The following is a 20557-nucleotide window of genomic DNA, read 5'->3' as shown; positions in this document are numbered from 1 at the left end:
CTGCCCTCCCCCGGACCCCCACCCGCCAAGGGCTTAAGGCCCTTGGAACCCTCCGGTTGATCGGGGGATTTGGGGAGGGGAATGGCGGTCCAGCGGCGAAGGCGGCACCGACGATGCCCCTCCCCAAATCCCCCGATTCAAAACCCGCGGTCCAGGGGGCCGTAGCCTCCTGGTGGGGGGAGGTCCGGAGGGGGCAAAGCCTCTCGCGGTCCGCCCGTCTCACCCGCGCCGCACGTTCAACGGCAGCGCCATGCCCTTCTGCACCCCGCTGATATCCCGCCGCCAGGCGCTGTCGATGAAGTACTGCCCCAGTGGGATGAACGGCAGGTCGGCCCAGAACTGCGTCTGCAGGCGCCGCGCCACCGCCTGCTGCGCCGGCAGCGGCCCGGCCGCCAGCCATTCCTCGCGCAGCGACTCCAGCCCGGGGCTGGTCGGCCAGCCGAACCAGGCATTCAGCCCGTTGGCGCGCAGCAGCGGGTGCTGGCCGGGATTGGCCAGGTCGATGCCGCCGAACAGCACGACCAGCGCGTTCCAGCCGCCCTGGTCGGGCGGATTGCGGTTGGACCGGCGCTGCAACACCGTGCCCCAATCCGATGTCGCGCTCTCGGCGTTCAGGCCGGACCGCTTCATCGTGTCGGTCAGCACGGTGGACAGCGCGTTGTTGTTCGCGACATCGGTCGGGTGCAGCACGGTCACGCGCTGGTTGGCGTAGCCCGCCGCGCGAAGTGCGGCGCGCGCCGCATCGGTGCTGCGCGGGCCGGTCACGGCGGCGATGCCTTCATCGTTCACCAGGGGGGAGGAGCGCGGGAACACCCCCATGCCGTCCGACCACAGCGAGCGGTCGTCGCCCATGATCGATGTCATGAAGTCCGACTGCGTGACGCTGTGCAGCAGCGCGCGGCGGATGGCGGGATTGTCGAAGGGCGGATGCAGGTGGTTGAAGCGCAGCATCGCCATGAGGCCGCCGAAATCCACGCGCTCCAGCACGATGTCGCGGTGGCGGCGCATCACCGGGCGCAGGTCGGGCACCACCTGCTGCCACCAGTCGACCTCGCCGGCCTGCATGGCGGCGGAGGCGGTGCCGGCATCGGGCATGATGCGCCATTCCATGCGTTCGAAATGCGCGTGCTTGGCCCCGCCGAGCAACGACGCCGCGGCCGGTGCGGGGCGGTATCCCTCGAAGCGGCGATAGACGGTGCGCGCGCCCGACAGGCGTTCATCGGGCACGAAGCGGTAGGGGCCGGAGCCCACCACCTCGGTGAAGGGGCGGGCGGGATCCACCTCGGCGAAGCGCTGCGGATAGACGAAGCAGGGGTAGGAGGACGGCTTCGCCAGCGCATCCAGCATCGGGCCGAAGGGCGTGCGCAGCCTGATCTCGAAGCGGCGGTCATCGAGCGCGGTCATCGCCTCGACGCGCTCCATCAGCGACTGGCCGAGGGAATCGCGCAGCGCCCAGCGGCGGATCGAGGCGATGGCGTCGGCACTTCGGATCGGTTCGTTGTCGTGGAAGCGGATGCCCTCGCGCAGGGTGAAGACCCAGCGGCGGCCCTCATTCTCGACGACATGGCCTTCGCACAATTGCGGCTTCGGCACGAAGTCGGCATCGAGGCCGTACAGCGTATCCCAGCACATGTGCCCGTGGTCGCGCACCGCGTAGGAGGTGGTGGACATCGGGTCCACCGCCGTGACGTCGGCCTGCGGGATGAAGCGCAGCGTATGGGCGGCGTTGCCCTGCGCGAGGGCAGGGGCTGCGAAGGGCAGTCCCGCCCCGCCGAGAAGAATGGTCCTGCGCTGCATCGCTGCCTCCATGCTGGCCTGGCGGCAGCCTCGCATTCCGCGGCGGCGGGCGCCATGGCGGCGTGGTGGCACGGCGCGCCATGGCGCGGCGATTGCATCACCAGGGGGCGCGGTTGGGCGAGCCCGCCGTGCTGCGGCGTTGCGGCCGGGGGGCAAGCCTGCTTCCATGCCGCGTCCGCAGGCTCAGGAGGCTGGCAATGACGCATTTCATCGGTCGTCGCGCGATCGCGCGCGGGAGTTTGGTCGCGATCGCGCGCGGGACCATCGGCGCAGCACTCGCGCTGCCCTTCATCCGCACCGCGGCGGCGCAGACCACGCTCGAATGGGTGGCGGGATCGGTGGGCGGCGGCTGGTACACCATGGCGGCCGGCCTGTCCTCGCTGATCCGGGAGGAAAATCCCGACATCCAGCTGCGCGTCGTGCCCGGCGGCGGCCTCGCGAATTCCACGCGCATCAACAACGGCCAGTCGCAGATCGGCTGGGGCATCGACACCTTCGCCGCCTCCGCGGTGAAGGGCGAGGAACCCTACACCGCCAAGCATGAGCGGCTGCGCTGCCTGGGCACCGGCTATTCGCCGACCGAACACCTGCTGCTGCGCCACACCGGCGCGGGGCCGGCCGACCTGCGCGGCATCCTCACGCAGCGCGGCGTGAAGATCGGCGCGCCGCAGCGCTCCTCGACGGATGAGATGACGCTGCAGCGCATCCTGCGCTTCCTGGGCTCCAGCCCCGACAGGATCCGCGCCGAGGGCGGGCGCTACCTGAACGGGTCCTATGCCGATATCGGCGCCGCCTACAATGACGGCCAGGTGGACTACCTGTATGTCGCGCTGGCCAAGCCTGCCGCGCTGATGACCGAGATCGCGCAGGGCCGCCGCGGCGGCCGGCTGACCGCCTTCGCGGACGATGTCCGCAAGCACATGATCGACCAGTATTCCTATGCCGAGGGCACGCTCGAGAAGTCGGACTATCCGGCGCTGCTCGATGGCGCGATCCCGGTGACGATGATGGACAGCGTGATCCTGGTGAATGAATCGGTGCCGGCGGAGATCGCCCAGAAGATCACCGCGACGCTGATCAAGAACCAGGGCGCGCGGCTGGCGCAGATCCATCCGTCGATGGGCGGCTGGACACCGGCCAAGGCGGTGAACTACCGCGGCGTGGCGTTCCATCCCGGGGCGGCGGCGGCGTTCCGCGCCGCCGGCGTCAACCCGCCCGCGGCGTGACCCGCGCGCACCGCGTCGCGATGGATTGAGGGGACCGCGGTGCGCGAACTTCCGGCCTGGCTGAGAGCGGGCGTGTTCGGCTGGCTGGCCTTCTGGTCGGCCGTTCACCTGTATTTCGGCGGCTTCGGCTTTCCCGAACCCATCACCATGCGCGGCCTGCACCTGCTGGTCTTCACGCCGCCGCTGTTCCTGCTCTACCCGGCCTTCCCGTCACGCTCGCCGGCCAGCCGGCCGAGCGTGTTCGACTGGGCCTGGGCGCTGGCCTCCGCCGCGCCGCATCTGTGGGTGGTGGTGCATGCCGATGCGGTGTCCGACCGCATGGAATATGTCGACCCCTTCACGCCGACGATGATGGTGCTGGCCGTCCTGTGCATCGTGACCATGCTGGAGGCGATCCGCCGCGCGGTGGAGCCGGGGCTGGCGTGGATGACGATCGGCTGCCTGGCCTACATGTTCTTCGGGCACCACCTGCCGGGCGTGCTCAACACCCGCGTCTTCACCACCGCCGAGATCCTCGAAGCCGCCTGGCTGGTGCCCACGGCGGGCGGCGTCTATGGCCCGCTGACCGGCATCGTCGCCACCACCATCGCGGTCTTCATCCTGTTCGGGTCGTTCATGCAGGCGAGCGGGACGGGGCGCCTGTTCGCCAATTTCGGCGCGGCGGTGGCGGGGCGCTACAGCGGCGGGCCGGCCAAGGTGGCGGTGGTCTCCTCCGGGCTGTTCGGCACCATGAGCGGGTCGTCGGTGTCCAATGTCATCACCACCGGCGCCATGACCATCCCGCTGATGATCCGCATCGGCTACAGGCCCGCCGTCGCGGCCGGGATCGAGAGCGCGGCGTCGGTCGGCGGCGCGCTGATGCCGCCGGTGATGGGGGCGGCCGCCTTCGTCATGGCGGAGATGACCAACATCCCCTATGGCGACATCCTGGTCGCGGCGGCGATCGGCGCGGTGCTGTACTACTTCGCGATCCTGGCGGCCGTGCATTTCGAGGCGAAGAAGCTCGGCATCGAGCCGATGGCGCTGAAGGACATCCCGGCCTGGCGCGAGGTGCTGGCCGATGTCCACCTGGTGCTGCCGATCGGCCTGCTGGTCTACCTGATGATGGAGCGCTGGAGCGGCAACTACGCCGCCTTCTGCGCGACGCTCGCGATGGTCGGCGCATCGCTGCTGCGCGCACGCACGCGGATGGGCTGGCGCCAGGTGTTCGAGGCGCTGACCAATGCCGGGCTGACCATGGCGCCGCTGGCGGTGGCGATCGCGGCCTCGGGCATCGTGGTCTCGGTGCTGACGGCGACCGGCATGGTCGTGGCCTTCGGCGGCATCATCAAGGAGATCGCCGGCGGCAGCTTCGGGCTGCTGGCGGTGTTGTTGTGCGTGACGGTGCTGGTGCTGGGGCTGGGTGTCCCGACCACGCCGTCCTATATCATCGCGGCCGCGATCGGCGTGCCGCAGCTGCTGGAACTGGGCCGGCCGCTCGGCATCGACATGATGCAGGCGCACCTGTTCATCTTCTATTTCGCGGTGATCGCCGACGCGACGCCGCCGGTCGCGGCATCGGCCTTCGCCGCCGCGGCGATCGCAAAGGCGAGCCCGACCCTCGCCAGCGTCCACGCATCGCGCTTCGGCATCGCGGGCTTCACGGTGGGCTTCGCCTTCCTGTACGACCCCGGCATCATGATGCGCGGCGGGATCGTGGAGATCGTCAGCGCGACCGCGATCCAGGTCGCGGCACTGACGCTGATCACGGCGGCCTATGCGGGCTTCCTGCTGCGCCCGATGGGGGTGGTGCTGCGCGTCGGCCTCGGCATCGCGGGGATGTTCGCGGCGTTCGGGCATGCCGCGCCGGACGAGATCCGGCTTGCCGTCGGCGTGGTCGCGCTGGCCGGCGTGGCGGTGGCGCAGGGGATGCTGCAGCGCGACCGGCGGGCGGCGTAGATCGCGCCGCCGGCCCGCGCCGGGCGGTGCGGACCATGCCCGCCACGCGCCGCGGCCCGGGCATGAAGAACGGGTCGTGATGCTGGATGCCTCGATGGCCCCCGGGCCTGTCGTGTCGCGGGCATCCGCGCCGGGCCGGATGCGTCCAGCTGGCCGGGATCAGCGCCAGGCGCGCGGTGCACCCACGCGCAACCGGGGATCATGGTCACCTGCCGAGGGTTTGCCCGCAGAGGTCGTGCTGCCCGGCGGGCTTCGCGCGCGACGCCGGACGGTGTGCGCCGCCGCCGCCGGGGGCTAGGATGCGCCCGCGCGCCGTGCCGTCGCGCCAAATCCCGGAAGGAACGCCATGCGCCTGCCCCTGCTTGCCACCCTCGCCGCCTGCCTCGCGGGGACCGCCATCGCGCAGACCGCGAGCCCTGGGCCGACGCTGTCCGCGGTGCGTTCGCGCGATGCGCTGATCTGCGGATCGCACCCGGGCGCGCCGGGGTTCAACGTGCTGGACAGCCAAGGCGTCAATCGCGGGCTGGATGCGGATACCTGCCGCGCCATCGCCGCCGCCGTGCTGGGCGATGCGGCCAAGGCGCGCTTCATCGTGCTGTCGTCCCAGGCGCGGCTGCCCGCGCTGCAATCGGGCCAGGTCGATGTGCTGCCGCGCACCACCACCTGGACCCAGACGCGCGACACCGCGAACGGGCTGAACTTCACCGCGGTGAATTTCTACGACGGGCAGGGCTTCATGGTGCGCCGGTCGGCGGGCGTGCAGCGCGCCGCGCAGCTTGCCGGGGCGACGGTGTGCGTCACTTCCGGCACCACCAACGAGCTCAACCTGGCGGACTGGGCACGGGCCAACAATGTGCGCGTGCAGCCGCTGGTCTTCGACCAGAACGAGGAGACCCGCAACGCCTACAATTCCGGCCGCTGCGACGCCTTCACGACGGATGCCTCGCAACTGGCCGGCATCCGCACCGCGCTGCGCGATCCGAACGAGCACATCATCCTGCCCGACATCATCAGCAAGGAACCGCTGGCGGTCGCGGTGCGCCACGGCGACGACCAGTGGTTCGACATCGTGCGCTGGACGGTCTTCGCGCTGATCGAGGCGGAGGAACTGGGCGTCACGCAGGTGAATCTCGACGAGATGCTGGCCAGCCAGAACCCGTCGATCCGCCGGCTGCTGGGCAATTCCGGCGACCACGGGCCGCTGATGGGCCTCGATCGCCGCTGGGCCTACAACGCCATCAAGGCGGTCGGGAACTATGGCGAGATGTTCGACCGCAACCTCGGCGCCGGCTCGCCGATCGGGCTGCCGCGCGGGGTCAACGACCTGTGGACGCGCGGCGGGCTGATGTACGCCATGCCGATCCGCTGAACGACGGCCAGGCCCGCCGGCCCCCCAGCCTGGCGGGCCTGGTCCCGTGATGCTGCCAGGCCTGCGCGTGCCGCGCGCGGCCGCCGGGCGGGAATTCGCCGCCCGGCCTCAACCGGGGCCTTCGCCGCGCGTTGCTGGAATTCCAACCGGAAGGACAGCAGCCATGAGCGGCAACCTCGAACAGATCGATCGCGCGGCCGAGACCGTGCAGAACGCCACCCAGGCCGCCGCGGATACGGCGAAGGACGCGGTCGACCGCGCCGCCGCCTGCGCCACGCGCACGGTCGAACGCATCCAGAACCGCCCGGTGCAGGCCATGCTGGCCTCGCTGCTGACGGGCATGGTGCTGGGCTTCCTGCTGCGCCGCTGATGCGCCGGCGGCCGCGTCCGATCGGGCGCGGCCGGCCGGGCGCCGTCAGTGGCGGTCGTAGATCAGGCGCGCGCGGATCGTGCCGGGCAGGTTGCGGAAATCCTCGAGGATCGCCTGCGCATCGGCGCGCGCTTCCTCGCTGTCGACCACCACGTAGCCGACCGATCCGGCGGTCTGGTAGTACTGGCCGGAGATGTTGAGCCCGCGCCGGGCGAAGCTTTCATTGATGCGCGACAGGATGCCGGGCGCGTCGCGGTGCACATGCACCCAGCGCGCGCCGGTCGGCCGCGCGGGAAGCTGGACCTGCGGGAAGTTCACCGCGCCCACCGTCGCACCCGTGTCGGAATATTCGATCAGCTTGCGGCTCACTTCCTCGCCGATGCGCCACTGCGCCTCGCCGGTGGAGCCACCGATATGCGGTGTCAGGATCACGTTCGGCAGGCCCTGCAGCGGCGAGGCGAAGCGTTCGTCCTTGCCCGAGGGTTCGACCGGGAAGACATCGACCGCCGCACCCAGCACATGGCCCGCCCGCAGGGCGGATGCCAGCGCATCGAGGTCCACCACGCTGCCGCGCGCATTGTTCACCAGCACCGCGCCCGGCTTCATGGCGGCGATCTCGGCGGCGCCGATCATGTCCACCGTGTCGGGCGTCTCGGGCACATGGAGCGACACGGCATCGGCCTCGGCGAGCAGCGCGGGCAGGGAGGCGACCGGCTGCGCATTGCCATGCGGCAGCTTGCCGGTGTGGTCCCAGTAGATCACGCGCATGCCGAAGGCTTCCGCCAGGACCGAGAGCTGGCTGCCGATATTGCCGTAGCCGACGATGCCGAGCGTCTTGCCGCGCAGCTCCCAGGAATTCGCCGCCGACTTGTCCCAGTCGCCCCGGTGGGCCGCGTTCGACTTCGGGAAGATGCCGCGCATCAGCATGACGATCTCGGCGAGGGTGAGCTCCGCCACCGACCGGGTGTTCGAGAACGGCGCGTTGAACACCGGGATGCCGCGTGTCGTTGCCGCGCCGAGCGCGACCTGGTTGGTGCCGATGCAGAAGCAGCCGACCGCGAACAGCCGGTCGGCGGCGGCGATCGCTTCCTCGGTCAGCTGGGTGCGCGAGCGGATGCCGAGGATGTGGACGCCCTTCAGCGCCTTGGCCAGGGCCGGGCCGTCGAGCGCCTTCGCCTCGCGCTTCACGGTGGCGTAGCCGGCCTCGGCCAGGCGCGCGACGGCGCTGTCGGCGACACCCTCCAGCAGCAGGATGCGGATCTTGTCCTTGGGCAGGGACAGGCGGGCAGGGGACATGGGGCGGTGACCGTGGCTGGGGCGCGGGTTACTGCCGCGTGGCCGGGGCGCGCGCAAGGGGCGGGGTGCGCCGCCCGCGCGGCCTGGTCAGAAGCGGCGGGTGACGGGCACGCAGGCGCCGCCCCAGCGATGGCGCTGCACGCCCTGCCCGTCGGGATGCGTGAAATGGCCGACCAGGCTGCCATCCACCCGGTCCACCAGCACCCATTCGGTCATGGCCCCGCCGCCCCAGCTGCCGCGCCACTTCACCCGATAGGTCGAGGCATCCGCCAGCAGCCGGCCGGGGCGGTTCTGCGACACCGCGACGCCGTCGAACCAGCCCTTGCCCTGGCCGGTGTCGATCGCGATGTCGAAGGGCTGGCGGGCCTCGGCGTCGGGCGCGCCGGTGGCCGCGGCGTAGCCCGTGCAGCGCAGCAGCAGCTTGGCGTCCAGCGCCGTGGCGGGCCCCGCCGTCGCCAGGGCCGCGATGGCGAGGAGGCAGGCGCGCGCGGGTGATCGCATCGCCCGATCATGCCAGGGACGGCGCGGCGGGTCATCGCCGCCGAAGGCCCCTTGCCGGCGCGCGCCGCGACGCTTCATGCTGCACCGCAGCGGCAGCGCCGGAGGCGTTGCCGCGCGCCTCGGCTCGCAGCAACGCCTCCGGCACCTGGTTCCGGCGAGCATCTTCACCCGATCGGATGGGTCCATCCGGCGGGGAACTGGTCGAACCGCGCGGGGATGCTCGATGGACGCCGCCTATCTTTCGGAATGGGCCAACCTGCTGCTGCGCTGGCTGCATGTCATCACCGGCATCGCCTGGATCGGCACGTCCTTCTACTTCATCGGCCTGGACAACCAGCTGGAGCGGCCCGCCGACGGCAACCCGCGCGTGGCGGGCGAGCAATGGTCGATCCATGGCGGCGGCTTCTACCACAAGCAGAAATACCTGCTGGCGCCCGAACGCCTGCCGGAGACGCTGCACTGGTTCAAGTGGGAGGCGTATTGGACCTGGCTCAGCGGCTTCGCGCTGTTCGTGCTGATCTATTGGGTGCAGGCCTCGACCTACCTGGTGGACCCGGCGGTGCTGGACATCGCGCCCTGGCTGGCGGTGGCGCTGAGCGCGGCGATGCTGGCCGGCGGCTGGGTCGGCTACGACCTGCTGTGCCGGTCGCGCCACGGCGAGAACGAGGCGCTGCTGGGCGCGATCGGCGCCGCGACGCTGGCGGTGGTGGCCTTCGTGGCCTGCCATGTGTTCGGCGGGCGCGGCGCCTTCCTGCAGGTCGGCGCCATGACCGGCACCATCATGGTGGCGAACGTGGCGATGGTGATCATCCCCGGCCAGCGGAAGATGGTCGAGGCGATGAAACGCGGCGACGCGCCGGACCCGAAATACGGCCGCTGGGGCAAGCAGCGCAGCGTCCACAACACGTATCTGACGCTGCCGGTGATCTTCATCATGATCTCGCCGCACTACCCCATGACGTATCAGTCGCGCTGGAACTGGCTGGTGCTGCTGGCGGTGGGGCTGTCGGGGGCGCTGGTGCGGCAGTATTTCGTGCTGCGCCAGAAGGGGGCGAACCCGGTCTGGCTGCCGGCGGGCGCTGCGGCGGTGGTGGCGTTGCTGGTCTGGACCGGCGCGCCGGAACGCCCGACGGGGGCGGCCGAGGCGCCGCCCTTTGCCGAGGTGCAGACCATCGTCGCCTCCCGCTGCGTGTCGTGCCACGCGGCGCGCCCCACGCAGGAGGGCTTCGCCGCGCCGCCCAAGGGCGTGGTGATGGAAACCCCGCAGCAGATCCGCCGCTGGGCGGCGGCGATGCGCCAGCAGGTGCAGACCGAGGCGATGCCCCCCGGCAACCTGACCGATATCACGCCCGCGGAGCGCGGGAGATTGCTCGCCTGGGTGGCGGCCGGCGCGCCGGTGGAATGAGCCGCGCGCGGTGGCATCGCCTGGCCATGGTGGCGGGCGCGCGGCCCGGATGCTACGTGCCGGGCGTCATGGCTGAAGCCGCCGCGCGGCTTTGAAGGAGACCGCTTCTGCCGCGCCGCCCCGCCCTGCTGGTTGCCGTGCTGCTGGTGGTGGGCTGCGCGCTGCCGCCCAATACCGCGCTGCGCGACTGGTCGCGCGCGGCCAGCGTGGCGGTCGACCGCCCGGCGCTGCTGGCCCCGCCCGACCGGCGCGATGGCCTGGCGGCGCAGCAGGCGGCGCTCGCGATCTACCTGTATGCGCTGGGCGTGCTGGCGCAGGATGAGCAGCCGCTGACCTTCGATGCCGCCGCCTTCGCCGCGCTGCCGCCGCGCGCCGCCGTGGCCGACCCCGCGGCGGGGCGGGCGGTGCACGAGATCGGCGTGATCCTTGCGGCCGCGCGCGCGGCCAACCTGGCGCCGGGTGCGCGCGCCAACAGCGCCGCCCCCGCCCCGCTGGTCGAGGACAACCGCCTGCGCCAGGTGATCCGCACCGCGGATGCGCCGGTGCAGGCGCTGGTCGGCGCGCTGGCGGCCGGGCTTGACGCCGGCGGGGATGCGGACCGCGGGACCTATGCCCGCCTGCTGGCGGCGATCGGCGAGGACCATGCCATGCTGAGGGCGAACGCGACCCATATCCGGGCGCGCGAGGTGGCGCGCGGCATCATGGCGGCGCAGGACCGGATGGCGCGCCTGGCGCGGCGACTGCCGCCCGATCCGATGGTGGCGGCGCGGGTGCAGCCCGCCGGCCTGGTCGCGGCGGTGGTGCAGCCATGAGGCGCGCCGCGGTGCTGGCCCTGCTGGTGCTGGGCGCCTGCAGCGCGCCCGACTATACGCCGGTGCGCGACTGGGCGCGCGTCGCGAGCATAGCCGTCGACGACCCGGGCGGTGTGGCGGTGGTGTCGCGCGGAGGCGCGCCCACGGCATCGCGCGACGGCGTGCCCGATCCATCGCGCGCCGGCGCGACCGCTCCATCGCGCGCAGGCGCGTCGAATGTGTCGCGCGACGGCGCGTCCACGGAATCGCGCGACGGCGCGCTGGCGATGCAGCAGGCGCTGTCGACCTACCTCGCGGCGCTGGCGCGCATGGCCGATGACGGGGTGCTGCCCTATCTGGAGGATCCCTTCGTCGACCTCGCGGCGCGCGCCGCCGCGGGCGATGCGGCGGGCGGGGCGGCGGTGGCGACGATCGGGCGGACGCTGCGCCTGGCCAGCCGCGGCAATTGGCAGGCGCCGGAACTGCGCGACACGATCGCCGCCTTCGACCCGGCGGTGCAGGCGCTGGTCGCGGCGCTGGCGGGCAGCGTCGCGCCGGATGCCGGCGCGACCGGCGCCCACGCGCAGGCGCGCGCGGCCTATGCCGCGATGGTCCGCCAGGTCGGCGCCGGGCACGCGCTGCTGAAGGACCGCGCCAGCCGGATCACCTCGGAGGAGGTCGTGCAGCGCATCAACGCCGAGCAGGACCGGCTGACGCGCGCCGCGATGGCGCTGCCGCGCGCGGTCGTCGCGCTGCCGGCGGCGCCATGAGGGTGATGCCCGCGCTGCTGGCGCTGGTCGCGCTGCTGCTGGTCGCGCCCGGCGCGCGGGCGCAGCGAAGCGGGGAGCGGCTCGAGGACGTGCTCGGGCGGCTCGATGCGCTGCGCGGGCAGCTGGCGTCGCGCCCGGGCGGCGTGCTGGCGCTGATGGGCTACAACATGACGCCGGACGGGTCGTCCAATTCGCTGCAGATCAACCGCACCACGGTGGGCAACAACGAACAGGGCGACCCGACGCTGACCCTCTCGCAATACGGCTTCGGCTTCACCTGGAGCGACAGCTTCGCGCTGTATACCGAGGCGTTCCTCGGCATGGCGCGCTACGACCCGCGGGCGGTCTTCACCAACCTGCCGCCGCGCAACACGCCGCTGCGCTGGAACAATGTCGCGCTGACCGGGGGCATCGGCTACGACATCCGCCTGGCCGAATACCTGTTCCTGCGGCCGATCTTCAACCTGGCGGGCGGGTATGCGGCGTCGGACGCCGCGCTGTTCGGGCAGTTCATCAACTACCGCACCGGGCGCGACATCGAGGCGCTGACCGGCCGCAACGTGAATGTCTGGGGCATCGGCGGGTCGCTCACGCTCGCCTATTACGACTACCAGCCGCCGCGCGATATCGATGTCGAGCTCCGCTACACGCAGCTGTACCTGCAGACCTTCGGGGACACGCTGCCGGCGGCGCGCGGCACATCCATGGCGCAGACGCTGGGGCTGTGGGTGCGCTACCGCTGGCCGACCGGCTTCGAGGCCTTCGGCCGGCCGGTGCGCTGGGTGATCGACACCAATTTCAGCCTGTACCTCGGCGACCAGGAGAAGGTGATCGGCTTCGGCTGGGCGATGAAGCTGGGCGGCGGGATCGAGATCGATGTCGGGCGCTACGAGGTCGGCGCGGTTGGCATCAACCTCAGCCGGGTGCGGGTGGTGGCGCGGTATTTCCTCGGCGAGAACAACATCATCGGCGTCTCGGCCGGCATCGGCATGAGCTTCTGATGCGGCGGGGCGGACCACCGGCCGCCGTGCCGGGCCGCCGGGGCGCGGGCGCGGCCGGCCTTCCGCCCGTGCCGTGCATCGCCGATGCAGGCCGTCGCACCACCAGCGAGGAGCTCGCCCGATGACAGGCCCTGGACCCGGCACGCTGTCCACCCATGTGCTCAACACCGCCGAGGGCATCCCGGCGGCGGGGGTGCGCGTCGTGCTGTGGCGGATGGACCCCGCGCCCGCGGTGGTGACCGAGACCATCACCAATGCCGATGGCCGCACGGCCGACCCGCTGCTGCCGCCGGGGAGCTTCCGCGCCGGCCGCTACGAATTGCGCTTCCACATCGGGGCGTATTTCACCGCGCGCGGCATCGCGCCCGACCCGCTGTTCCTCGATGTGGTGGCGGTGAATTTCGGGCTGGCCGATGGGCGCGGGCACTACCACGTGCCGCTGCTGTGCACGCCGTGGTCCTACACGACCTATCGCGGATCCTGACGCGCGGTCAGGCGCGCAGCAGCCCACCCATCGGCACGGCCAGGTCGCTGCCGGGAAAGGCGCGGGCCACCGCAGGGCCGGCGAGCTTCAGGTGGTCCCGCAGCAGTCCCTTGGCGATGGAGCGCAGGTCGGTGGTCGGCGCCAGGTCGCGGTCCTGGAACAGGTTGCCCGCCAGCCCCGGCCAGTTCCCCGCCACGCGCCCGCCGGCCACCGCGCCGCCCAGCAGGAAGGCCACGCCGCCGGTGCCGTGGTCGGTGCCCATGGTGCCGTTCACCCGCACCGTGCGGCCGAATTCGGTCACCACCAGCACGGCGGTGCGGCGCCAGTGGTCGCCCAGCGATTCCTTCAGCGCGCCGAAGCCTTCGTCGAGCTGGAACAGCGGGCCGTTCAGCCGCGTCACCTGCTGCGCATGGGTGTCCCAGCCGGAGAGTTCGAAGGCAGCGACACGGGGCCCGTCCGCCTGCGCCATCAGCCGGCCCGCGGAGAGTGCGAGGGCGCGGAAGGCGCCGCCGGGCTGCGGACGCATCGCCGCGGCGTCGCCCAGCGTGCTCACGGCATAGCCGCGGATCCGCAGGCCCTCGGCGATGGCCGGGCCGGTCATCGGGTCGGCGGCGTTGAGTTCCGCCACGCGGGCCAGCAGGTCGGGCGGCGGCGTGGCGCTGCCGCGCGGGGCGTAGTTGCCGACCGGCGTCGGCCCGCGCATCAGCAGCGGCATGTCGGTGCCGACCGCCAGGCCATTGTGCTGCGCGCCCGGCCGCGCCGGCACCGCCGACAGCGCGCGGTTCAGCCAGCCGCTCGCGAGCCGCTGGTCGGCGCCCGATTCCAGCAGGTCCTGCGCGTCGAAATGGCTGCGCGTGCGCCAGTTGCCGGCGACGGCGTGGATGATGAGTGCCTCGTTGCCCGCATACATCGCGTGCAGGCTGGTCATGCGCGGATGCAGGCCGAAGCGGCCGCCGAGGTCGAGCAGCCCGCCCTCGGCCCCCGGTTCGGGCAGCGCGAGCGGGCCGCGCAGGTCGCGCAGCGCCGGGTCGCCATAGGGCTGCACGGCGAACAGCCCATCCAGGCCACCGCGCAGCATGACCACCACGAGGCGCGCTTCGCCCGGCGCCTGGGCGAAGGCGACGCGCGCGCGCGGCAGGGTCAGCGCGGCGGTCAGGCCCAGCAGCGCGGCGCGGCGGCCGAAGGCGGGCAGGTGGCTCATCGGCGGTGGAACTCCGGGCTGGTCAGCACGATGGTCAGGGCTTCCCGGGCTGATCCGGCTCGGGCGGAGGCACGGAGTGTCTCGGGGCGCACCAGGGGGCCAAGCACGGCTTCCGCCAGCTCCGCCGCGTCGCGCCCGGCGCCGCGCGCCGACACGCCATTGGCCCATTCGACCCGGCGCAGCATGGTCTCGGGCACCGCCCAGTCGGTCGCGACATCGGGCCAGCCGATCGGCGCGCGGGCGCCCCAGAGCGGCTGGCCGAGGTAGTTCAGCGTGCCGAGCGCCGTGCGGTCCGCCTGGTCGGCGGGGGCCTCGACCGCGCGCAGCACCGCCAGCACGTAGTCGGTCGGCGTGCGCAGCTTGGACAGCGGCGGCGACCAGGCGGCGGGCAGGGCGATCAGCGCGCGCGCGGCGGCGCCGAGGTTGCCGCCGCTGTCGCGCAGCGCGGCAAAGACCGGGCGCACGGCGTCGGGCGGCGGGTCGTCGGCGACGAAATGGCGCACCAGCTTGGTCGCCAGGTGGCGATGGGTCGATTCGTGGCGTGCCAGCCACGCGAGGGCCTGCACGCCGCCCTGTTCGCCCTCGGGCCAGGTGCGCCCGAGCACGGTCTTGTCGCCGGGCTCGTGGGCGTTGTCGCGGAACTGGAAGCCGAAGGGGTCGCGGCTGGGCGTATAGGACCAGCCGGTCAGCACCTTGGCGAAGGCGGTGACGTCGGCCTGGGTGTAGCGCGCCGCGGGGGTGACGGTGTGCAGCTCCAGGATCTCGCGCGCCAGGTTCTCGTTCAGCCCGCGCTGCCGGCGCTGGCCGGCGCGGCTGTCGGGGCCGATCGAGCCCTGGTTGTCGAGGTAGAAGAGCATCGCCGGGTGGCGGGTGACGGCCAGCAGCATGTCCTCGAAGCGGCCGGTGACGTGCGGGCGGATCGCCTCGCGCACCATGTTGCCGACGAAATACGGGACCTTCTGGCGCGACACCGTGAAGTGGTTGGCCCAGAAGGCGACCAGGCGTTCGCGGAAGCCGTAGGGCGTTTCGATCGCGAAACCCAGGATGGCGGCCGATTCGGCGGCCAGGATGCGGCGCTGGTGGGGCCGGCCCATGCCGGCGCGCGTGCTGATGGTGTCCTCGGCCTGGGCGGCGAAGATGGCGGGCAGGGTGGTGGGCAGGTCGGAGGGCAGGGCCGGGCCGACCAGGCCCGGGGCGAGCTGCGCGGCCAGCCAGGCGGCCGGGTCGGCCGGGACGGGGTCGGTCGGGCGGCGGCCATGGGCGAAGCGCGTGGCGGCGATGACGGGCGTGGCATCCATGGCCGCCCACAATAGCCCGACCGTGCGGGCAGCGCATGCAACGAAGCGTGTCGTGGCCTGCCCGCCGGAACGGGCGGTACGCGCCGCGCGGGCCCGCCCGGCGCCATGTTGCGCTTGCAAAGCCGGGCCGGACGTCGCAGATAGCCGCACCGACTGATCGGCGAACCCCTGATCGGCGTATCATTCTGCGGGCGGCGCAGGGCGAAAGCCCGGGCGCGGGCGCCTGTTGCTGCTTATGGAGGCCCTCGTGGCGCGCACATCGCTGGATCGAATCCGCAATATCGGCATCACGGCGCATATCGACGCCGGCAAGACCACGACGACCGAGCGGATTCTCTACTACACCGGGAAGTCGCACAAGATCGGCGAGGTCCACGAGGGCAACACCACCACCGACTACATGGACCAGGAGCGCGAGCGGGGGATCACCATCACCTCCGCGGCCGTGACCGCCGTGTGGAACGACCACCGCATCAACGTCATCGACACCCCCGGCCACATCGATTTCAACATCGAGGTGAACCGGTCGCTGCGCGTGCTGGACGGCGCCATCTTCATCATCGAGGGCGTCGCCGGCGTGCAGCCGCAGTCCGAGACCAACTGGCGCCTGGCTGACCGCTACAACGTCCCGCGCATCATCTTCATCAACAAGCTCGATCGCACGGGTGCGGATTTCTACAAGGCGGCGGCGACGCTGACCGAGAAGCTCGGCATCAACTGGGTGACGCTGCAGCTGCCGATCGGCATCGAGGACACCTTCCTGGGCGTGGTCGACCTGGTCGAGATGAAGGCGATCATCTGGGAGGGCGACGAGCTGGGCGCGGCGTATCATGACGCGCCGATCCCCGATGACCTGGCCGAGAAGGCCAAGGAATACCGCCAGATCCTGATCGACACCTGCGTGGGTGTCGATGAGACGGCGATGGAGGAATACTTCGAGAAGGGCGATGTCAGCGTCGAGACGCTGAAGCGCTGCATCAAGAAGGGCACCATCAGCGGCGAGTTCCGCCCGGTGCTGTGCGGCACGGCCTTCAAGAACAAGGGCGTGCAGCCGCTGCTGGACGCGGTGATCGACTACCTGCCGTCCCCGATCGACGTCCCGGGGATCAAGGTCGCCCCGGACGAGGGCATGGACGAGACGCAGGAGCGCCGGCACATCCCGGCCGACCCGGATGCGCCGTTTGCCGGCCTGGCCTTCAAGATCATCAACGACAAGTACGGCAACCTGACCTTCGTGCGCGTCTATCGCGGCACGCTGAAGCAGGGCGACATGATCCAGAACACCACCAAGGATTCGCGCGAGCGGATCGGGCGGATGTTCCAGATGCATGCCGACAAGCGCGAGGAGATCAAGGAAGTCTCCGCCGGCGACATCGCCGCCTTCGTGGGGCTGAAGGACACCGGCACGGGTGACACGCTGGCGTCGAACGACGACCCGGTGATCCTGGAGCGCATGGCCTTCCCGGTGCCGGTCATCGACATCTCGGTCGAACCCAAGACCAAGGAGGGCGTCGAGAAGATGACGCTCGGCCTGCAGAAGCTGGCCGGCGAGGACCCCTCGCTGCGCCTGCGCACCGACCAGGAGACCGGCCAGACCATCCTGTCGGGCATGGGCGAGCTGCACCTCGAGATCATCGTGGACCGGCTGAAGCGCGAATACGGCGTGGACGCGAATATCGGCGCGCCGCAGGTGGCGTATCGCGAGACGATCTCGAAGTCCCACACCGAGACCTACACCCACAAGAAGCAGACCGGCGGTTCGGGCCAGTTCGCGGAAGTGAAGATCGTCTTCGAGCCCAAGGAGCGCAACGAGGGCATCGAGTTCGTCAACGGCGTGGTCGGCGGCGCGGTGCCGCGCGAATACGTCCCCGCGGTGGAAAAGGGCATCAAGGTGCAGGCCGATACCGGCGTGCTGGCCGGCTTCCCGACCGTGGACTTCAAGTACACGCTGGTGGACGGCAAGTACCACGACGTCGACTCCTCGGCGCTCGCGTTCGAAATCGCCGCCAAGGCCTGCTTCCGCGAAGGCATGAAGAAGGCCGGGCCGGTCATCCTCGAACCCATCATGGACGTGGAAGTGACCACGCCGCAGGACCATGTCGGCGACGTCGTGGGCGACCTGAACCGCCGCCGCGGCGTGATCCAGTCGCAGGACATGGCGGGCACGTCGGTCATCGTGCGCGCGCATGTGCCGCTGAAGGAGATGTTCGGCTACATCTCGAACCTGCGCGGCATGACGAAGGGGCGTGCGTCCTTCTCGATGCAGTTCCACCACTACGATCCCGTGCCGCGGAACATCGCGGACGAGATCATGGCGAAGTCCGCCTGATCCAGACGGCCGCCGAGAGGCGGCCGTTTGTTTTTCTGCGCATTGTTTGACCTCGGCCGCCGGCACCCGCATCCGCGGGCTTGGCTTTCGCGCCTTGCACTGGTGGTCCCGGCGCGGCTGATGGTCCGGGCGCGGTCGCGCCCATGCGCTCCCGGCCCTAGGCAGCGCATCGGGCCGCTGGTTCCGGCGGTGACGCTTCGGCCTGCGGGCCGGCCCTGGCGGTCTGAAACGCTTCAGCGAACGGCGCGCCGGGGCATCCCCGCGCGCCGTTTTCGTAACAGGCGTCACTTGCGGCCCGCCGCCGCCGCGCCGCATCCTTCCCCGGGGGAAACCATCCGGAGGATCGCCGCCATGAGACTGGTCTTCGCCGCCGCGGCCGTGGCCGCGGTGCTCGTGCCCGCCGCCGCGCATGCCGACTACTATGTCTATTGCGCCAACAACCGCATCGAGGTCGACAGCCGCGACCCCAACCAGATGCGCATCGCGCGCGGGTCGGGCGTGTGCCAGATGGGGCCGAAATTCGGCTTCCTGTCCTCCGCGCAGGATTTCGCGCGGAACAATTTCGGTGGCGCGGGGCGGCCGTGCTCGTGCCGCTGATGCGCCGCGCCCCGGCGCTGCTGGTCGCTGCCGCGCTGATGGCGCCGGTCGCAGCCCTCGCGGATTACTGGGTCTATTGCTCGCATGGGCGCATCGAGGTCGACATGCGCGACCCCGACCAGATGCGCATCGCGCGCGGCACGTCCTTCTGCCAGATGGGGCCGGGCTTCAGCACGCGATCGGATGCCGAGAACTTCGCCCGGCGCAATTTCGGCGGCGCCGGCGGGTCGTGTTCCTGCCGCTGAGCGCCCGGCAGTGACCTGGCCGCCGGGGCAGGGCGACGCGCCCGCGCCGCCGGCGCCCGGCGGGACCGGCCGGCGCCACCTGGTGACGGCCGGCCTTTATGTCGGGCTGCTGGCGACCGCGCTGGTCGGTGGCGCGATCTACGCGGCCTTCGAAGGCACGCCGCCGCAGCGCCTGGGTCCGCGCCGCCTGCTGCCGCCGCCGCTGCGGACCAGCCTGGGCGGGCAGGACACGCTGTTCCTTCTCACTCGGCGCAGCGAGCAGGACGCCACCGACGCACCCGGCCAGCCTGCGCCGCGGGAGCGGGTGGAACTGCACGCCCTCGCGCTGCCCGAGCTGGTGACGCGCTTCGTCGCGCACCTTGTGACGATGGAGAGCCGGCGCATCGACAGCCGCGGCAGCCACGACATGCGCGACGGGCTGATCGGCGAACAGGGGGCGACGATCTGGCTGTGGCTGGATGGGCTCGGCGCGGTCTCGGCGGTGGATGGGCAGGTGCTGGCCGACCAGGCCGGCATCGCCGGGCGCAATGCGGCGGTGCCCGGGCTCGCGAGCCCGGTGCGCGGGCAAGTGCGGCTGGCGGATGCGCTGGTGTTCGACCCGCGCGGTGGGCCGGCCTGGCGGATCGACCCGCGTGATTTCGTGGCCTCGCCGACGACGGCGCCCGCGCCGCGGCCGCTGCCGGCGCTGAGCGCCGCCGCCGCCTTCGGCCCGGGCGGGCCGACCGCCTTCCGGGTGCTGGAGGCACGGCTGGGCGAGGCCTGGTTCGGCCTGCCGCCCAGGGATGCGCGGCTGGACCCGCCGGTGGCGGCGCGCGGGCCGGGCACGCGCTTCCTGTCACCCACCGCGCCGGGGGCGGGCACCACGCAGCAGCTGTGGCGCGGTGCGGTAAGGATGGGCTCGGCCGCGCCGCCCGGCTGGCCGGCGAACTTTCCCGACCGCTTCGGCCAGGCGGAAAGGCTGGTCGATGTGGCGCGCCTGGCGGGCGTGGCCGGGCTGACGCTGGCCGGCTTCCTGACCGCGGGGGGCGAGGCGCCGATCCTGCTCGCCGACCCGCCCGGGGTGCTGGTGCTGGAAGGCATGCCGGGGCAGGGGCTGACGCTGCTGCGCGTCGATGCGGCGGGGGCGGTGGCCTGGCGCGCGGCGCTGCCGATCGCGCGGGTGACCAGCGTGATGCCGGGCGCGCGGCACCTGGCGCTGGCCGGGCTTGCGCCGCCACCGCAGGAGACCGAGACGCTGGTCGTCGTGGCGCTGGCCGATGGCGCGGTGACGCTGTCGGGCGTCGCCGCCTGACATAACGCGGTGACGCTGCCGGGCGTCGCCGCCTGACATAACGCGGTGACGCTGCCGGGCGTCGCCGCCTGACATAACGCGGTGACGCTGTCGGGCGTCGCCGCCTGACGCAACGCGGTGACGCTGGCCCGCCTCAACGCCTGAGGAAATGCGTCCCCACCGCCTCGATCACCACGACGCCGTCGGACAGGCGCTTGCCGGTATGCTTCAGCTTCGCGATGCCGAGCGGGCGGCCGGAGCGCGAGGGGCGCAGTTCGAGCACCTCCGTACGGATGGCGATCTCCTCGCCCGGGCGCAGCGGCGCCGGCCATTTCGTGTCGATCTGGTTGCCGCCGAGCGAGACCTGCGCGAGCAGCCCGCTGCCCATGACGCGCCCGAAGACCGCCGAGAGGGTGTGCAGACCGCTCGCGACCAGCTCGCCGAAGATGCTTTCGCGCGCCGCAACCGGGTCGAGGTGGAAGTATTGCGGGTCGTAGTTGGACGCGAAGGCCACGACCTCCTCATGCGACAGCGTGAGCGTGCCGAGGTCCCAGGCCATGCCGGGGGCGAGGTCGTCGAGGGAGCGGATGGGGTCGGTCATCGCGGCGGACCCTACAGCAAACCCTCGCGCGGCTGAATTCGCGCGCGGCCCCGCTGCGCGTCGGCGCT

The 20557-nt window shown here is 71.8% G+C and carries 19 protein-coding genes; 13 read left to right on the top strand and 6 right to left on the bottom strand.

Going from position 1 to position 20557, the window contains the following annotated elements; genetic code table 11:
- Nucleotides 1–219: 219 nt before the first annotated feature.
- Nucleotides 220–1797: an ABC transporter substrate-binding protein gene (locus tag LQ222_RS10700; RefSeq protein ID WP_230166345.1), complete on the bottom strand. Its 1578-nt coding sequence runs from the start codon at nt 1795–1797 to the stop codon at nt 220–222.
- A gap of 197 nt (nt 1798–1994) precedes the next feature.
- Here LQ222_RS10700 and LQ222_RS10695 point away from each other — a divergent pair, with 197 nt between their 5' ends.
- From LQ222_RS10695 to LQ222_RS10680, 4 genes are all read left to right on the top strand, one after another.
- Entirely contained in the window at nt 1995–3023 is a 1029-nt protein-coding gene (locus LQ222_RS10695) for a TAXI family TRAP transporter solute-binding subunit (protein WP_230166344.1), read from the top strand.
- 72 nt (nt 3024–3095) lie between these two features.
- On the top strand, nt 3096–4961 hold the full coding sequence (locus LQ222_RS10690) for a TRAP transporter fused permease subunit (RefSeq protein ID WP_230166342.1): 1866 nt from the start codon (nt 3096–3098) through the stop codon (nt 4959–4961).
- A gap of 346 nt (nt 4962–5307) precedes the next feature.
- The gene (locus LQ222_RS10685; protein WP_230166341.1) at nt 5308–6330 is read left to right on the top strand and encodes an amino acid ABC transporter substrate-binding protein; all 1023 of its coding nucleotides are present in this window, start codon (nt 5308–5310) and stop codon (nt 6328–6330) included.
- 163 nt (nt 6331–6493) lie between these two features.
- On the top strand, nt 6494–6700 hold the full coding sequence (locus tag LQ222_RS10680) for a hypothetical protein (RefSeq protein WP_230166339.1): 207 nt from the start codon (nt 6494–6496) through the stop codon (nt 6698–6700).
- A 45-nt stretch (nt 6701–6745) separates the two neighbouring features.
- Here the strand turns inward: LQ222_RS10680 and serA are convergent, their stop codons facing one another.
- Together serA and LQ222_RS10670 are read right to left on the bottom strand one after the other, a co-directional pair.
- The gene (serA, locus tag LQ222_RS10675) at nt 6746–7996 is read right to left on the bottom strand and encodes a phosphoglycerate dehydrogenase (protein ID WP_230166337.1); all 1251 of its coding nucleotides are present in this window, start codon (nt 7994–7996) and stop codon (nt 6746–6748) included.
- 87 nt (nt 7997–8083) lie between these two features.
- A complete protein-coding gene (locus LQ222_RS10670) occupies nt 8084–8497 on the bottom strand; it encodes a hypothetical protein (RefSeq protein ID WP_230166336.1) in 414 nt (137 codons plus the stop codon).
- 223 nt (nt 8498–8720) lie between these two features.
- Here LQ222_RS10670 and LQ222_RS10665 point away from each other — a divergent pair, with 223 nt between their 5' ends.
- The 5 genes from LQ222_RS10665 to uraH all read left to right on the top strand — a co-directional run bounded on the left by LQ222_RS10665 (nt 8721) and on the right by uraH (nt 12948).
- Nucleotides 8721–9902: a urate hydroxylase PuuD gene (locus LQ222_RS10665; protein ID WP_230166335.1), complete on the top strand. Its 1182-nt coding sequence runs from the start codon at nt 8721–8723 to the stop codon at nt 9900–9902.
- Nucleotides 9903–10039: 137 nt separating this feature from the next.
- A complete protein-coding gene (locus LQ222_RS10660) occupies nt 10040–10714 on the top strand; it encodes a hypothetical protein (RefSeq protein WP_230166334.1) in 675 nt (224 codons plus the stop codon).
- Nucleotides 10711–11463 carry a hypothetical protein gene (locus tag LQ222_RS10655; RefSeq protein ID WP_230166333.1) on the top strand — a complete coding sequence of 251 codons (753 nt, stop codon included), beginning with the start codon at nt 10711–10713 and terminating at the stop codon, nt 11461–11463. The genes LQ222_RS10660 and LQ222_RS10655 overlap by 4 nt, the downstream gene beginning before the upstream one ends.
- A complete protein-coding gene (locus LQ222_RS10650; protein ID WP_230166332.1) occupies nt 11460–12464 on the top strand; it encodes a hypothetical protein in 1005 nt (334 codons plus the stop codon). Before LQ222_RS10655 ends, LQ222_RS10650 begins: the two co-directional genes overlap by 4 nt.
- A 121-nt stretch (nt 12465–12585) precedes the next feature.
- Complete coding sequence (gene uraH, locus LQ222_RS10645) at nt 12586–12948, top strand: hydroxyisourate hydrolase (RefSeq protein ID WP_230166331.1); 363 nt, start codon at nt 12586–12588, stop codon at nt 12946–12948.
- Nucleotides 12949–12955: 7 nt separating this feature from the next.
- Here the strand turns inward: uraH and LQ222_RS10640 are convergent, their stop codons facing one another.
- Together LQ222_RS10640 and LQ222_RS10635 are read right to left on the bottom strand one after the other, a co-directional pair.
- Nucleotides 12956–14149 carry a DUF1501 domain-containing protein gene (locus LQ222_RS10640; protein ID WP_230166330.1) on the bottom strand — a complete coding sequence of 398 codons (1194 nt, stop codon included), beginning with the start codon at nt 14147–14149 and terminating at the stop codon, nt 12956–12958.
- Nucleotides 14146–15447, bottom strand: a complete 1302-nt coding sequence (locus LQ222_RS10635; protein WP_230166329.1) for a DUF1800 family protein — start codon at nt 15445–15447, stop codon at nt 14146–14148. The genes LQ222_RS10640 and LQ222_RS10635 overlap by 4 nt, the downstream gene beginning before the upstream one ends.
- A gap of 247 nt (nt 15448–15694) precedes the next feature.
- Between LQ222_RS10635 and fusA the strand changes: the two genes are divergently transcribed.
- The 4 genes from fusA (at nt 15695) to LQ222_RS10615 (ending at nt 19909) form a co-directional block, all read left to right on the top strand.
- Nucleotides 15695–17776: an elongation factor G gene (gene fusA, locus LQ222_RS10630; RefSeq protein ID WP_230166327.1), complete on the top strand. Its 2082-nt coding sequence runs from the start codon at nt 15695–15697 to the stop codon at nt 17774–17776.
- 351 nt (nt 17777–18127) lie between these two features.
- Nucleotides 18128–18373 (top strand): hypothetical protein, encoded by a 246-nt coding sequence (locus LQ222_RS10625; protein ID WP_230166325.1) that lies wholly within the window; start codon nt 18128–18130, stop codon nt 18371–18373.
- On the top strand, nt 18358–18618 hold the full coding sequence (locus LQ222_RS10620) for a hypothetical protein (RefSeq protein WP_230166323.1): 261 nt from the start codon (nt 18358–18360) through the stop codon (nt 18616–18618). Before LQ222_RS10625 ends, LQ222_RS10620 begins: the two co-directional genes overlap by 16 nt.
- 10 nt (nt 18619–18628) lie before the next feature.
- Nucleotides 18629–19909 carry a hypothetical protein gene (locus tag LQ222_RS10615; protein ID WP_230166322.1) on the top strand — a complete coding sequence of 427 codons (1281 nt, stop codon included), beginning with the start codon at nt 18629–18631 and terminating at the stop codon, nt 19907–19909.
- A gap of 133 nt (nt 19910–20042) precedes the next feature.
- Here LQ222_RS10615 and LQ222_RS10610 read toward each other — a convergent pair whose 3' ends face one another.
- Complete coding sequence (locus tag LQ222_RS10610) at nt 20043–20489, bottom strand: MaoC/PaaZ C-terminal domain-containing protein (RefSeq protein ID WP_230166321.1); 447 nt, start codon at nt 20487–20489, stop codon at nt 20043–20045.
- Nucleotides 20490–20557 lie beyond the last annotated feature (68 nt).

This window comes from Roseomonas sp. CECT 9278 (assembly GCF_918698155.1).
Classification (GTDB): Bacteria; Pseudomonadota; Alphaproteobacteria; order Acetobacterales; family Acetobacteraceae; genus Neoroseomonas.
The sequence above is the reverse complement of the archived record's forward strand: the minus strand, read 5'-3'. Positions and strand labels throughout refer to the sequence as shown.

Bases quoted from the DNA above. Each gene is read 5' to 3' on its own strand.
- LQ222_RS10700 (WP_230166345.1), bottom strand. From the start codon at position 1,797: ATGCAGCGCAGGACCATTCTTCTCGGCGGGGCGGGACTGCCCTTCGCA.
- LQ222_RS10695 (WP_230166344.1), top strand. From the start codon at position 1,995: ATGACGCATTTCATCGGTCGTCGCGCGATCGCGCGCGGGAGTTTGGTC.
- LQ222_RS10685 (WP_230166341.1), top strand. From the start codon at position 5,308: ATGCGCCTGCCCCTGCTTGCCACCCTCGCCGCCTGCCTCGCGGGGACC.
- LQ222_RS10680 (WP_230166339.1), top strand. From the start codon at position 6,494: ATGAGCGGCAACCTCGAACAGATCGATCGCGCGGCCGAGACCGTGCAG.
- serA (WP_230166337.1), bottom strand. From the start codon at position 7,996: ATGTCCCCTGCCCGCCTGTCCCTGCCCAAGGACAAGATCCGCATCCTG.
- LQ222_RS10670 (WP_230166336.1), bottom strand. From the start codon at position 8,497: ATGCGATCACCCGCGCGCGCCTGCCTCCTCGCCATCGCGGCCCTGGCG.
- LQ222_RS10665 (WP_230166335.1), top strand. From the start codon at position 8,721: ATGGACGCCGCCTATCTTTCGGAATGGGCCAACCTGCTGCTGCGCTGG.
- LQ222_RS10655 (WP_230166333.1), top strand. From the start codon at position 10,711: ATGAGGCGCGCCGCGGTGCTGGCCCTGCTGGTGCTGGGCGCCTGCAGC.
- LQ222_RS10650 (WP_230166332.1), top strand. From the start codon at position 11,460: ATGAGGGTGATGCCCGCGCTGCTGGCGCTGGTCGCGCTGCTGCTGGTC.
- uraH (WP_230166331.1), top strand. From the start codon at position 12,586: ATGACAGGCCCTGGACCCGGCACGCTGTCCACCCATGTGCTCAACACC.
- LQ222_RS10640 (WP_230166330.1), bottom strand. From the start codon at position 14,149: ATGAGCCACCTGCCCGCCTTCGGCCGCCGCGCCGCGCTGCTGGGCCTG.
- LQ222_RS10635 (WP_230166329.1), bottom strand. From the start codon at position 15,447: ATGGATGCCACGCCCGTCATCGCCGCCACGCGCTTCGCCCATGGCCGC.
- LQ222_RS10625 (WP_230166325.1), top strand. From the start codon at position 18,128: ATGAGACTGGTCTTCGCCGCCGCGGCCGTGGCCGCGGTGCTCGTGCCC.
- LQ222_RS10610 (WP_230166321.1), bottom strand. From the start codon at position 20,489: ATGACCGACCCCATCCGCTCCCTCGACGACCTCGCCCCCGGCATGGCC.